14 protein-coding genes are annotated in these 12,331 nt (G+C 70.7%); 8 read left to right on the top strand and 6 right to left on the bottom strand.

The annotated features are described in order from the left end of the window. Positions 1-38: 38 nt before the first annotated feature. Positions 39-305, bottom strand: a complete 267-nt coding sequence (locus tag J2W45_RS12205) for a Rossmann-fold NAD(P)-binding domain-containing protein (protein ID WP_310132227.1) — start codon at positions 303-305, stop codon at positions 39-41. A 26-nt stretch (positions 306-331) separates the two neighbouring features. Between J2W45_RS12205 and J2W45_RS12200 the strand changes: the two genes are divergently transcribed. From J2W45_RS12200 to J2W45_RS12190, 3 genes are all read left to right on the top strand, one after another. After that, on the top strand, positions 332-736 hold the full coding sequence (locus J2W45_RS12200) for an acyl-CoA-like ligand-binding transcription factor (protein WP_310132225.1): 405 nt from the start codon (positions 332-334) through the stop codon (positions 734-736). Between the two features lie 317 nt (positions 737-1,053). Continuing rightward, positions 1,054-1,680, top strand: a complete 627-nt coding sequence (locus tag J2W45_RS12195; RefSeq protein WP_310132223.1) for an archaeosortase/exosortase family protein — start codon at positions 1,054-1,056, stop codon at positions 1,678-1,680. A gap of 217 nt (positions 1,681-1,897) precedes the next feature. Further along, entirely contained in the window at positions 1,898-2,842 is a 945-nt protein-coding gene (locus J2W45_RS12190) for a PrsW family intramembrane metalloprotease (RefSeq protein ID WP_310132221.1), read from the top strand. Here the strand turns inward: J2W45_RS12190 and rimK are convergent. Beyond that, the gene (rimK, locus tag J2W45_RS12185; RefSeq protein WP_310132219.1) at positions 2,829-4,028 is read right to left on the bottom strand and encodes a 30S ribosomal protein S6--L-glutamate ligase; all 1,200 of its coding nucleotides are present in this window, start codon (positions 4,026-4,028) and stop codon (positions 2,829-2,831) included. The genes J2W45_RS12190 and rimK overlap by 14 nt on opposite strands. Before the next feature lie 26 nt (positions 4,029-4,054). Between rimK and J2W45_RS12180 the strand changes: the two genes are divergently transcribed. Then, positions 4,055-4,531, top strand: coding sequence for an ATP-dependent zinc protease family protein (locus J2W45_RS12180; protein ID WP_310132217.1), 477 nt, complete (start codon positions 4,055-4,057; stop codon positions 4,529-4,531). A 15-nt stretch (positions 4,532-4,546) separates the two neighbouring features. Here the strand turns inward: J2W45_RS12180 and J2W45_RS12175 are convergent, their stop codons facing one another. Beyond that, on the bottom strand, positions 4,547-5,434 hold the full coding sequence (locus J2W45_RS12175; RefSeq protein WP_310132216.1) for a hypothetical protein: 888 nt from the start codon (positions 5,432-5,434) through the stop codon (positions 4,547-4,549). A gap of 31 nt (positions 5,435-5,465) precedes the next feature. Between J2W45_RS12175 and J2W45_RS12170 the strand changes: the two genes are divergently transcribed. Both J2W45_RS12170 and J2W45_RS12165 read left to right on the top strand, forming a co-directional pair. Continuing rightward, a complete protein-coding gene (locus J2W45_RS12170; protein ID WP_310132214.1) occupies positions 5,466-6,353 on the top strand; it encodes a DNA-methyltransferase in 888 nt (295 codons plus the stop codon). 100 nt (positions 6,354-6,453) lie between these two features. Next, positions 6,454-7,278 carry a phosphatase PAP2 family protein gene (locus J2W45_RS12165; protein ID WP_310132212.1) on the top strand — a complete coding sequence of 275 codons (825 nt, stop codon included), beginning with the start codon at positions 6,454-6,456 and terminating at the stop codon, positions 7,276-7,278. 19 nt (positions 7,279-7,297) lie between these two features. On the opposite strand, the gene J2W45_RS12160 is transcribed toward J2W45_RS12165, so the two are convergent. The 3 genes from J2W45_RS12160 to J2W45_RS12150 all read right to left on the bottom strand — a co-directional run bounded on the left by J2W45_RS12160 (position 7,298) and on the right by J2W45_RS12150 (position 10,171). Then, positions 7,298-8,161, bottom strand: a complete 864-nt coding sequence (locus tag J2W45_RS12160; protein ID WP_310132210.1) for an alpha/beta fold hydrolase — start codon at positions 8,159-8,161, stop codon at positions 7,298-7,300. Positions 8,162-8,169: 8 nt separating this feature from the next. Further along, positions 8,170-8,562, bottom strand: coding sequence for an SRPBCC family protein (locus J2W45_RS12155; protein ID WP_310132208.1), 393 nt, complete (start codon positions 8,560-8,562; stop codon positions 8,170-8,172). A 196-nt stretch (positions 8,563-8,758) separates the two neighbouring features. After that, complete coding sequence (locus J2W45_RS12150) at positions 8,759-10,171, bottom strand: hypothetical protein (RefSeq protein ID WP_310132206.1); 1,413 nt, start codon at positions 10,169-10,171, stop codon at positions 8,759-8,761. A gap of 45 nt (positions 10,172-10,216) precedes the next feature. Here J2W45_RS12150 and J2W45_RS12145 point away from each other — a divergent pair, with 45 nt between their 5' ends. Both J2W45_RS12145 and J2W45_RS12140 read left to right on the top strand, forming a co-directional pair. Further along, positions 10,217-10,765: a CGNR zinc finger domain-containing protein gene (locus J2W45_RS12145; RefSeq protein ID WP_310132204.1), complete on the top strand. Its 549-nt coding sequence runs from the start codon at positions 10,217-10,219 to the stop codon at positions 10,763-10,765. 288 nt (positions 10,766-11,053) lie between these two features. After that, complete coding sequence (locus tag J2W45_RS12140; RefSeq protein ID WP_310132202.1) at positions 11,054-12,268, top strand: Ig-like domain-containing protein; 1,215 nt, start codon at positions 11,054-11,056, stop codon at positions 12,266-12,268. Positions 12,269-12,331: the final 63 nt, after the last annotated feature.

The following is a 12,331-nucleotide window of genomic DNA, read 5'->3' as shown; positions in this document are numbered from 1 at the left end:
CGCCCGCCGGTGCCAGGCGGCCGGCCGCGCGCCGGCGCTCAGCGCGCCGCTGCGGCCGCCCGCGCGAAGTAGGAGGGCGTCGCGAGGTCCTCGAGGAGGGTCGGGCCGACGGGCTCCCAGCCCAGCCGCTGCCGCGTGAGCGCGCTCGATGCGGGGATGTCGAGCCCGAAGAAGGCGCCGATCCAGCCGAAGTGCGACTCGACCTCCGCCGGGTGGATGGACGCGACGGGTACGTCGGCACCATGTCCGATCGCCTCGGCGATGGCGCGCGACGGGACGCCCTCCTCCGCCACCGCGTGCACCACCCCGCTACTTCGCCGACAAGCGCGAGGTGCTGTTCGCCGGGTCCGACCTCTTCAAGGAGGCCGTGCTGACCGCGATCGCCGTCGCTCCGCCCGGTGCTTCCGCGCTGGATGCGGCCGCCGCCGGCTTCGAGGCGGCCGCCGGCTTCATCCAGAACCAGCCTGACCCCGACTTCCCCCGTCGCCGCGCCGCCGTGATCGCGGCCAACCCCAGCCTCCAGGAGCGCGAGCTGCTGAAGCTGTCGACGGTCGGGTCCGCCGCAGCCCGGGCCCTGCAGGACCGCGGCGTCGACCCGGTGGAGGCGTCGATCGCCGCGCAGGCCGCGCTGGCCGCCTTCCACCTGGCCTTCGAGCGCTGGGTGTCGTCCGACGAGCCACTCGACCTGCCCGCCCTCGTGCGCGACGGCATCGCCCGCATCCGCGCGCTGCGCTGACCGCTCGTCGGGGCACCTCCTCCCGACCACGATTTGCGCCAAATCTCGCTTTCGAGCCTCCCTAAACCGCGATTTGGCACAAATCTGAGTTGTGACGCTCCCAAACCGCGTTTTGGCACAAATCTTGGTTCCGACGATCCCAAAACCACGATTTGGCACAAATCTCCGACGCCCACGCGCGCGACCCCCGGCCCGTACCTGTCAGTTGCCTGGCCCCGCTTTCCCCGCCGTCATGGCGTCCCCGCCCCTCTCGTCTCTGTAGTTGATCCGGTTGCGCGCCGTGCCGGACGAACACGCACACGTGGAGGTCGCCGCCCATGGCTTCAGCAGTTCTCGCTCGCACCCGTTCCCCCGAAACGCCCGAAGGCGTGAAGCCGCTGTCCCCCGGCCGACGAATCGTCCGTGCCGCCGCCGGCGCAGCGCTGATTGCGCTGAGCGTCCTGCTCGTCATCGGACAGCAGGCGTTCCGCATCGGCGAGGCGACGGTGATGACAGCTCTGGTCAAGCCGTTCCTCGGAGACGGGGTGTTCGCGTTCCGCGACCAGGTCGTGATCCGTCAGACCCCCAGCCACTACCTCGGGCTCCAGATCACCGCCGAGTGCACCGCACTGATGGTGCTGATCCCGGTCCTCGTCCTGAGCGCGACCCTGATCACCGTTCTCGCGCGCCTCCAGTGGAGCCGCTGGCTGATCGGCGTGGCCGTCGCCGCCGGGATGATCCTGGTCATCAACTTCGCTCGCATCGGGATGATCACCGCGGCGACCATCACCTGGGGCCAGGCCGGGTTCGACTGGACACACGCCGTCTTCGGGACCGTCTTCATGCTCTCGGGCAGCGTGGCGACACTGTTCGTGATGTTCCGCATCATGATCGGCCCGTTCAAGCGGAAGGCGCGCACGGCGGTCGCGGAGGAGACGCCCGGGGCGCTCACCGACGAAGACTGATCGAACGAGACGAGCCCGCCGATGCGTCATCGGCGGGCTCCGTCACGCTCCCGCTCATGGCGGACCGTGACCCGAGAGGCGATCCCAGAAGCCGACCCAGCACCCCTCACCGATGAAGACGGGTCGTCCCGGCGACGATGACGCGATTCTCTCGTGAACCATGCCACACGGTGGGAGGATGTCCGACACACCTCCGCCACCGACCGAGGGGATCACGATGGCTGCTGACATCACCGTGGACACGCCCGCCGTGGCGCCGCACCCGCACCACCACCATGGCTGGTGGTGGAAGACCCTGCTGACCGGCTTCGCGCTCTGGGTGCTGACGATCGTCGTCACCGCGACCACCGGCAACACCAACCTGGTGCCCACGCTCATCCTGATCGGCAGCTTCCTGGTCCCGTTCTGCGTGGTCCTGTTCGCGATCGAGCGGGTGACCGGCAGCATCAGCGCGCTCCAGCTCGTGCTCGCGTTCTTCGTCGGCGGCATCTTCGGCGTGCTCGGCGCATCCCTGCTGGAGGTGAACCTGCACCAGTCGTGGGGCATGTACCTGCTCGTCGGGCTGATCGAGGAGTTCGTGAAGGCGGTGCTCCTGATCATCATCGGGTGGCGCGTCGTGCCGAAGACGGCGACCCAGGGCGCCCTGCTCGGCGCGACCGTCGGCGCCGGTTTCGCGGCGTTCGAGTCGGCAGGCTACGCGTTCAACGCGGCGATCACCGCGCAGGGCATCGATCTCGTCTCGCTGCTGCAGACCGAGGTGCTGCGCGCCATCCTCGCGCCGGTGGGGCACGTGCTGTGGACCGCGGTGCTCGGCGCCGTGCTGTTCGGTGCTGCGCGCGGACGCGACCGGTTCCGGTTCTCGATCTGGATCGTGGTGACCTACGTCGGTGTGGCAGTGCTGCACGGGCTGTGGGACTCGGCGAGCGACCTGGCAGCCGTGATCGCGCTGATCGCCAACGGCCGCGCCCTGGCGGAGCTGACCACCGCGGGCGGCCTCACCACGCAGACGGCGTCCGCCGTGACGGCGCTCGCGGGCATCCTGTACATCGTGGTGCTGGCCGTGGCGGCCGCCGGCGGCATCCTGACGCTGTGGCTGATCCTCCGCCACTACCACCGCGCCGACCGACTGCGCGCCGAGCGGCCGGGGCTCACTCCTCAGTGAGCGCCTCCTGAGCCTCCTTCGGCAACTTGCGCACCTTGGCTCGCCGCTTGCGGCGGTCCGGGATCATCGACCGCATCTCCTCCAGGCGGCCGAAGCACAGCAGCCGGTCGCCCGACTCCAGCACCACGCCGCTGCGCGGGTTCGGGATGACGGACGTGCCGCGGTGCAGGGTGAGCACCGAGATGTCGCGGTCGCCGAGGCCGGAGTCGCGGAGCGACTTGCCGACGAGGTCCGCGTTGGAGTGCACGAGCAGCTCGGCCACCCCGTAGCCGGTCGAGACGCTGAGCCGCTGACGCACGTCGATCTCGGGGAAGGCGACCTGATTGTCGATGAAGTCGATGATCGCGCCCGCCACATCCAGCCCGGTCGCCCGCTCGATGCCTTCGAGGCCCGGTGAGGAGTTGACCTCCATCACCAGCGGGCCGTCCTTGCCCTCCAGCATGTCGACGCCCGCGACGCGGAGGCCCATGATCTGCGCCGAGCGGACCGCGGCCTCCTCGAACTCGGGCGTCAGCGCGACCTTCTCGACCGTGCCCCCGCGGTGCACGTTGGAGCGGAACTCGTCCCCGCTCGCCACGCGACGCATCGCGGCGACGACCCGGTCGCCGACGACCAGCGCCCGGATGTCACGGCCGCGGCTCTCCGCGATGAAGCTCTGGATGAGGACGTTCTGCTTGGTCGAGTGCAGCGTCTCGATGATCGACTCGGCGATCTTCGCCTCCGGCGCGAGAATCACGCCGATGCCCTGGGTGCCCTCGAGCAGCTTGATCACGACCGGCGCCCCGCCGACCCGCTCGATCGCCATGCGCACATCCGCGCGGCTGTTCACGAACGCCGTGCGCGGCATCCCGATGTTGTGGCGGGACAGGATCTGCGTCGCCCGCAGCTTGTCCCGCGAGTTCGTGATGCCGTTGGCCGTGTTCGGCGTGTACACATCCATCTGCTCGAACTGCCGCACCACGGCCGTGCCGTAGTACGTGATCGAGTTGCCGATGCGCGGCAGGATGGCGTCGTAGTCGGAGAGCAGCCGCCCCCGGTACTGCAGGTCGGGCTCGTCGCCGGAGAGGTCGATCGCGAACCGCAGCGTGTTGAGCACCTTCACCGCGTGGCCGCGGCTCTCGGCCGCCGAACGCAGCCGCTGCGTCGAGTACGCGTGCGGGGCGCGCGAGAGGATGGCGAGTTTCACGGGTGGGCTCCTGCGAAGATGGGGGAATGGCCGACCTCCATCCAACCACCGACACGGTCGGCTGGCGTGAGTGGGTGAGCCTGCCCGGCATCGGGGTGTCGTGGATCAAGGTGAAGGTCGACACCGGGGCACGCAGTTCGTCCCTCCACGCCTTCGACATCGAGGAGCTGCCGGGCGACCGAGTGCGGTTCCGGGTGCAGCCGTGGCAGGACTCCGACCGGGATGCGGTGACCGCCGAGTGCGCGGTGCACGACCGGCGCGTGGTGCGCAGCTCGTCCGGCCACACCGAGGAGCGGATCGTCGTGCTGCTCGACCTCGTGATCGCGGGACGCTCGGTGCGCGCCGAGACGACCCTCACCAACCGCGACCAGATGGGCTTCCGGATGCTGGTGGGCCGCGAGGCGCTGCGCCAGGGCTTCGTAGTGGACCCGGCGCGCTCCTTCCTCGGCGGACGCGCTCCGCGCGAGGTGCGCCGCCGCAACCGCGGTCGCGAGCTGGGCTGAGGCGAGGGCCGGGCGTCAGACCGCCGCGTCGAGCCCCAGCTCGCGCCGCCAGTGCGCCAGGAACTCCGCTCCCGCGTCGTCGTGCACCGCGTCGCCGATGGTGATGACCTCGTACGGCCGGTCGAGCACGCCGTCGGCGGGCCGCACATCCACGTGGGCGACCTCGTAGCCGGCGTCGTGCACGAAGTCGGCCATCTTGTAGTCGCTGCGGGAGTCGCCGATCGACCGCCAGCGCCGCGGCAGCGGACCCCGTGCGGCGAAGTAGTCGAACGCCCGCTGCGCACCGCGATCCTTGTCGAGGAGCACCGACTCGATGTCCGTGGAGATGATGGTCGGGTCGATGCGGAACGGCACGGCGCCGTCCGCGTCGGGCGAGACCCGCGAACCGTAGCGCAGGCCGATCCCGAGCCCGGTCAGCAGGCCGAATGCCGCGTCCTCGAAGCGCCCTTGCGCCTCGCGGTAGGTGTCCGCGTCCACGTCGGTCCGCTGCTCGACCGAGATCATCGCGCGCTTCGTCTCGTCGAAGAACATCGTGTCGGCGAAACGGTCGCGCACCAGCCGGCGCACGCCGTCCACCGCCTCGTCCGGGAATGCGACGCTCTCGTCCACCGTGACCTCGCCCATCCCCTCGCCCGTGATCGGGGCCCAGGCGCCGCCCTTCTCGAAGACGCCGAACATGCGCGCGCCGTGCTGGTCGAGGGCGTCGCCGAGCCCCGCGTCGCAGAGCGGCGCGACCACCTGGTGACGGATGAAGTCGCCCGACCGCCCGGTGATGAAGGCGATCGGCACACCGGCAGCCGCCATCGCGACCAGGTCGGTGACGATGCTGCGGATGGCGATGGTACGGGTGACGGGGCTCGCGAGGGGGCCGTCGACGTCGAAGAGCAGACCGAGATTGTGCACAGTCCATTCTCTCCGCTGCGAGAATGGACGCATGTCGCAGCCCGTCCCGTCAGCTAGGCCGCTGTGGCATCCGGATGCGCCGAGCACCGTCGCCCACGCCGACAACCTCGACGTTCTGGCCGGCCTGCCCGACGCGTCCTTCCGCCTCATCTATCTCGACCCTCCCTTCAACACGGGCCGGCCGCAGGCGCGGCAGACGCTCACGTCGGTGCGGTCGGAGGGCGGCGCGGGCAGCGTCATCGGCTTCAAGGGCCGCAGCTACGAGCGGATCAAGGGCGACCTCCTCAGCTACGACGACCGGTTCGAGGACTACTGGGGCTTCCTCGAGCCGCGCCTGATCGAGGCCTGGCGGGTGCTCGCCGACGACGGGACGCTGTACCTCCACCTCGACTACCGCGAGGCGCACTACGCGAAGGTGCTGTTGGATGCTTTGTTCGGCCGCGAGTCGTTCCTCAACGAGATCATCTGGGCCTACGACTATGGGGCGAAGCCGAAGAACCGGTGGCCGGCCAAGCACGACACGATCCTGGTCTACGTGAAGGACCCGGCGGCGTACCACTTCGACTCGGCGGCGGTCGAGCGCGAGCCGTACATGGCTCCCGGCCTGGTGACGCCCGAGAAGGCGCAGCTCGGCAAGCTCCCGACGGACGTCTGGTGGCACACCATCGTGTCGCCGACCGGACGCGAGAAGACCGGGTATCCGACCCAGAAGCCGGAGGGCGTGCTGCGCCGGATCGTGCAGGCGTCGAGCCGCGAGGGGGACTGGGTGCTCGACTTCTTCGCGGGTAGCGGCACGACTGGTGCGGTCGCCTCCGCGCTCGGACGCCGGTTCCTGCTGGTGGACAGCAACCCGGCGGCGGTCGCGGTCATGCGGGAGCGGCTCGCCGGGTGCGAGCCCGCGGTGCGCTTCATCGACTGATCGCGCGTTTCTGCTCACAGGCTGCGGACGCGACGCGTTCTCCCCATCCTCGGTGTTCGTCCGGAAATCTCAGAGTCGCGTGTGGAAGGGTGGATGCACTATGCGATCGAGCCTGCGCGCCCTCCCCTTCCTCTGGGGTGCACTCGTCTCCGCCGCGCTGTTCGTGGCCGTCTACCTCGTGTTCGTGCGCAGCTACATCGGGCAGGTGATCGACGAGCGCGCGTTCGCCGGTGCGGACGTGTGGAAGGGTGGCGTGATCGAGTTCGCGCACACGTTCCTCAACGCCCTCCCGGTCGCCTCGGTGGTCATCGGCGCGATCGTCGCGGTGGTGATCGTGCTCGTGCGCCGCAACTGGCTGGTGTTCGCGGTCGCCGTCGGGGCGGCCGTCGGCGCCAACGTCAGCACGCAGGTGCTGAAGTACACCATCCTGTCGCGGCCCGAGAAGGGGGTAGATGCGGGACTCGCCAACTCCCTGCCCTCCGGTCACACGGCGGTCGCTGCCTCCGCGGCGCTCGTCGTCTTCCTCCTGGCGTCTCCGCGGTTCCGTCCGCTCGCGGCGGTCGTCGGCTCGATCTTCGCGATCGCGGCGGGAGCATCCACCCTGGTCGAGCAGTGGCACCGGCCGAGCGACGTCGTCGCGGGGATGCTGGTCGTGGCGTTCTGGGGGTGCATCGCCGGTATCGTGCTCGCCTGGCTGCGCCTCCCCGGCGCGGAGCCGCCGGTGCGGAGCAAGCTCTGGCCGCTGATCTGGGTCGGCGTCGTCTGCCTGGTCGGCTCGGTCGTGGCGCTGCTGGTCACCTACTTCTCGACCCAGAGCGGCACCGAGCACCTGTTCATCGCGTATGCGGGCGGGGTCGCCGCGATCGTGGCGACCGGGTTCGTGCTCGCCGCGCTCGGCAACCGGTTGTACCGCCGGCTGGCGTGAGCGCGCGCTCGACGCTGTCTCAGTCCTCCAGGAAGAAAGCGCCGAGCGCATCCACCAGCGGTCCGGGTGCCTCCTCGGCCACGTGGTGCCCGGAGTCGATGCCGGCGCCGCGCACATCCACCGCCCAGTCCTGCCAGATCGCCAGCGGGTCGCCGAACAGCTCCTCGAGGTCGTCGCGCAGCGACCACAGCGCGAGGAGCGGCACGGTCACCCGGCGACCGGCCGCCCGGTCGGCCTCCTCGTCGGCGCGATCGACCGTGAGCCCGGCGCGGTAGTCCTCCAGCATGGCGTGCACCACCTCGGGGCGGTGGATGGCCTCCCGCCGCTCGTCGAAGTTCTCGCGGCCCATGGCGTCCGGGTCGCCGTGGTACCAGGCGTCCGGGTCGGCCGTGATCACGCGCTCGGGCGTCTCGGGCTGGGCGAAGAAGAACCAGTGGTACCAGGCGGTGGCGAACTCCGGCGTGATCCGGTCGAGGTGCTCCACGATCGGGATGCAGTCGAGGACTGCCGCGCGCCGCACCGCCTCGGGGTGGTCCATCGCCAGCCGGAACGCGACGTAGCTGCCCCGGTCGTGCCCCACCACGTCGAACCGCTCATGGCCGAGGCTGCGCATGAGCGCGAGAACGTCCCCCGCCATCGCCCGCTTCGACGCCTGCGCGTGGTCGGGCTGTGGCGGCGGCGCGGTCGAGCGTCCGTACCCGCGCAGGTCGGGGACGACCACGCGGAAGCCGCGCTCCACGAGCAGCGGGGCCACGCGGTGCCAGGTCGCGCCCGTGCGCGGATGGCCGTGCAGCAGCACGATCGGGCGCCCCTCGCCGCCCTGCCGGACGCGGAGGCGCACGGCGCCGACGTCGACGTCCGCGGTCTCGAAGCCGTCGAACACGGCCGGGGTCAGGCCTTGGCGCGCAGGTTCTCCGCGATCTTCGCGAGAGATCCGTCGAGCGCCTGCTGCATCCCGTCGAAGTCCTGCGTCGTGTGGATCGTCAGCTCCACTCCGTCATCGGTCAGCTTGAGCGACCCGTGGTAGTCGTGCGGACCGGGGGCGGACCACGTGATCTCCCGGGCGGCGCGGTCGACGTCGAACGCGGCCTCCGAGGTGACGGTCTCGTCGCTGCCGTCCTGGTCGGCGTCGACGTGCGCGGTGGTCTCCACCTTGCCGTCCGGCAGCTCGTGCGCCTCCGTCACGCGCGGGAAGTAGGCGGGCAGGTTCTCCGGATCGGCGATGTAGTCGAAGTACTCGTCGGCGTCGCCCTCGAGCGGGCGTGTTGCGGTATAGGTCGGCATGCCGCGACGGTACGCCCGGGGGCCTGGTCCGCAAGCGCCTGGCCCGCCCGGATTCGCGAGTCGTGAGTCGTTGCTGCTTCGGGACGCGAGTGGCGACATCAACTCACCACTCGTGTCGGGTTCGGCGCCCTCCCGCGACTGCCTGCGCCCGAGTGGTGAGTGGATGCTGTTTGAGGACGCGAGTGGCCACATCAAGTCACCACTCGTCAGGCTCGGCGCGGTCCCGCGGGCGTCGTTCGACTCGTGAGCCGTTGCTGCTTTCCAGCGCGGATAGCGACGTCAAGTCACCACTCGCCGGCGGCTCGTCAGCGCCCTGAGCGTGCCGGGGATCGAGCCGTGAGTTGTTGCTGCTTTCCCGCGCGGATTGCGACACCAAGTCACCACTCGCGCGCGACGAGACGCCGTCGCGCGCCCGCCGACGCCCGAGCGCCGCATCCGTCACGACGATCACCAGCGTCACGGCGCACACCGCGGCCGCGCACACGATCAGCACCCCCGGCCCGAGCGGCGCGACGAGCCCCGCGGCCGCCACCCCGAGCGCACTGCCTCCGACCTTCACCCCGGCGACGGATGCGAACACGCGGGCCGCCGCGCCGGGCGGCGAGTACTCGGTGCGCGCGGCGAGCGTCGCCGCGAACAGCGCCGAACTCGCGGCCCCGACCGCGGCGAACGCGACGCCCCCGAACACCGCTCCCGCCGTCGGGAACGGCAGCGCCAGCAGCGGCAGGAGCAGCGCCACCCCGGCGACCGCCACTCCCACACGTACCAACCGCTCCGGATCCCCTCTGAGCGGCCGCGCGATGAGCACCAGCGAGGCGACCAGCCCGCCCGCGCCGTACAACGACATGAGGACGGCGGCCGTCGACGGGTCCGCGCCCCGCTGCGCGGCCAGGGCTGCAGCGATCACCGGCGCCGCCGCGAGCGCGGTCGCGGAGCCGACGGTCGCGACCGTCGTGCGGCGCAGCGGCGCCGAGGTCACGAGCAACCGGAGAACGCCGCCACTCGCCGCGCGCACGGCCGAACCGGTTGCGTGCGGCAGCCAGAGCACGACGACCGCCGCCACGACGAGCAGCCCGGCCGTCGCGGCAAGCGCCCCCGTCGGTGTCAGGATGCGCGCGGCCACCGCGACCGCGGCGGGCCCGACGGTGCCGGACACACCGTACGTCAGCGCGTCGAGCGCCTGCCCCCGCCGCTGCTTCCGGCCGGATGCGTCCACCGCTGCCGCCTCGCGCTCCGCGAGCATCGGCGCCAGCCGGCTGCTCAATCCGCCCGTGACGAGCGGCCCCGCGCATCCCGCCGCCGCCAGGGCCAGCGCCGCCGCGGGGATGCTCACCCCGAGCAACCCCGCCGCGACCACCACGAACACCGCGTACCAGGCGAAGGCCCTGCTCAGCACGAGCCCCGGTCGGCGCCGTCCGTCCAGTACCCGCCCGGCCAGCGGTCCGATCAGATGCGGCACGGTCAGCGCCGCCGCGAGGAGACCGCCCGCGGCCGGACCCCCGACCGCCGTGCCCGCCAGCACGGCGGCGACGATGGCTCCCGCGTCGGCCGACCGCGCCGTCACCGCCGCGGCCAGGTACACCGTGAGACCGCCCCTGCGTGCGCTCATGCACGACACCTTGCTCGCGAATGCGTCACCTGTCAAGATAGTGACGTGAGTTTCGAGTTCGTCGCGGGAAACCTCGCGCTCGACTTCGTCGCGACGGTCGCCGAACGCCGCACGACGGCCGTCGAGCGCATACCGACGCCCTCCGACCTGGCGCAGTGGCTGGCCGATGCGGGGGTCGTCGATGCGCCTCCCGCGGTCGGCGCGGAGAGTTACGCCCGCGCGATCGCCCTCCGCGAGCTGATCTGGGCGCTGCTGACGACCGACGACTCCCGCCCACTCCCCGCCGACGCCGTGGAGGCGCTCAACGCCGGCGCCGCCGGGCCGGCCCCGACGGCTGCCCTCTCCCCCGACCGCTCCGTGGCCACGACCGCCGACCTGGACGCCTGCCTCACCGCGATCGCCCGCGCCGCCGTCGACGTCTTCCGCCCGGCCAACCGCGTCCGCCTCACCTGGTGCGAGGGCACCGACTGCACCCGCGCCTTCCTGGACGCGTCCCGCGCTCACAACCGCCGCTGGTGCGGCATGGCCGGCTGCGGCGACCGCGCGAAAGCCGCCGCGTACCGCGCCCGCCGCCGCGCGCGTGCTTCGCGCTGAGTCCCGGCTCTGCTGACCTAATTCGCTACAGGACCTCGCCGTAGCCGCGCTGCTCTTGGCGGTTCCTAGGCGCTTTGGCAAGCCAGCGTCCCGGCGGCAGCTATATATGTGCATTTCCTGAAAGAGGGCCTCCGGCGTCACCACCCGGGCTCAAACGCGTCCCTTAACGATGCACGCACCAATCAAACAGTGCCATCTCGACTTCCGGGAACCGAACCCCTTCCCGGCCACCCGTCAGCACCGCACCACCTCGTCCCGCTGACACAACCCTCCCCGAAAGGAACCACCATGGGCATCCGACCCACCCGACGCAAGCTCCTCGGAGCTGGCGCCGCCACCCTCGCTACAGCCGCGCTCACGTTCGGCGTCGCGACCTCTGCCAGCGCGGCGAATGTCGGCTCGATCAACGCTGGTGTAACGGCGCTTAGCATTACTCCACAAGCGCCGGCCCAGTCCTTTGCAACGCCGGGCACGACTGGTGTTGTGTCGTTCAACAACGGTGATGGACGCGGGCCCAGCTTGTCGAACTTCCACCTTGACCCGGGCCAGACTAGCTACTACACGGTGACACTGCCGACGGGGCTGAAGTTTGCCGCTAACGCATGCGCTGCCTACCCTAAATACGATTGGCAGTACTTCCCCGCCACCTGCCAGGTGACGTCTGACCAGACCCTGATCCAGACGGTGAACGCGCCGATCGGTGCTGACGGTCCCGGATTCGTTCCCGGAAACTACGCAAGCTCGTTCTCGGTCGTCTCCACGGGGCCGATCGTGGGTAACGTCACCGTCACCTTCACTCCGTTTGCCGGCACCACCACTGCCGCGCCTTCCGCAAGCATCTCGCAAGCCAGCATTCCAGGCGCGGGCACCATCCAGCAGGTCTCCAACGTGGGCAAGACCGGCCCCAACGGTAGCAACCGGTACACGCTGATCGGCAAGGGCGTTGCCGGTGCCTATGTGACGATCAAAGACGCGGCCGGGAATCCGATCGTCACCAATGTCCTGGTCGACGGGACTGGTGCATGGAGCACCCTCCTTCCCGCGACCTTCACTGGCCCGCTGAGCATTACGCAGGCCATGAATGGTGTCACGTCCACTCCGTACAGCTACGCCATCTCTCCCGCTACCCCGGCAGGCCCGAAGGGCCCGGTCGTCATCTCGGGCGTCACTGGCCCGGACGGCACCGGCCAGTACACGATGACCGGCACCGGCGATGCCGGCGCGCTAGTGACGGTCAAGGACGCCGACGGAAACCCGGTTGGAACCAACACTGTGGGCGCCGACAACACGTGGAGCATCACTCTCCCCGCGAACGTCAAGGCCCCGCTGACCGTCATCCAGACGCTGAACGGCATCGACTCCCCTCCGACCACCTGGGCCACCCTGCCCCTGCCGATCATGAACCCGGGCATCGCGCTCGGCGCGCTCGCCCTGGCGGGCGCCGCGATCGGCGGCACCGTCCTGGTTCGCCGCCGCCAGGCGGCAACCGCCCCGGTCGCCTGACACGCACCACCCCACAACGGCCGCCCCGCGATCCTCGCGGGGCGGCCGTCCGCGTCTCAACGC

It is taken from the genome of Leifsonia shinshuensis, assembly GCF_031456835.1.
Lineage (GTDB): Bacteria > Actinomycetota > Actinomycetes > Actinomycetales > Microbacteriaceae > Leifsonia > Leifsonia shinshuensis_C.
Note: the sequence above shows the minus strand (reverse complement) of the source record. Positions and strands in the feature narration are given on the sequence as shown.

Excerpts from the sequence above, each read along its gene's own strand:
- J2W45_RS12180 (WP_310132217.1), top strand. The coding sequence starts at position 4,055 with ATGGCCGACCTCCATCCAACCACCGACACGGTCGGCTGGCGTGAGTGG.
- J2W45_RS12195 (WP_310132223.1), top strand. The coding sequence starts at position 1,054 with ATGGCTTCAGCAGTTCTCGCTCGCACCCGTTCCCCCGAAACGCCCGAA.
- J2W45_RS12155 (WP_310132208.1), bottom strand. The coding sequence starts at position 8,562 with ATGCCGACCTATACCGCAACACGCCCGCTCGAGGGCGACGCCGACGAG.
- J2W45_RS12140 (WP_310132202.1), top strand. The coding sequence starts at position 11,054 with ATGGGCATCCGACCCACCCGACGCAAGCTCCTCGGAGCTGGCGCCGCC.
- J2W45_RS12190 (WP_310132221.1), top strand. The coding sequence starts at position 1,898 with ATGGCTGCTGACATCACCGTGGACACGCCCGCCGTGGCGCCGCACCCG.
- J2W45_RS12150 (WP_310132206.1), bottom strand. The coding sequence starts at position 10,171 with ATGAGCGCACGCAGGGGCGGTCTCACGGTGTACCTGGCCGCGGCGGTG.
- J2W45_RS12170 (WP_310132214.1), top strand. The coding sequence starts at position 5,466 with ATGTCGCAGCCCGTCCCGTCAGCTAGGCCGCTGTGGCATCCGGATGCG.
- J2W45_RS12165 (WP_310132212.1), top strand. The coding sequence starts at position 6,454 with ATGCGATCGAGCCTGCGCGCCCTCCCCTTCCTCTGGGGTGCACTCGTC.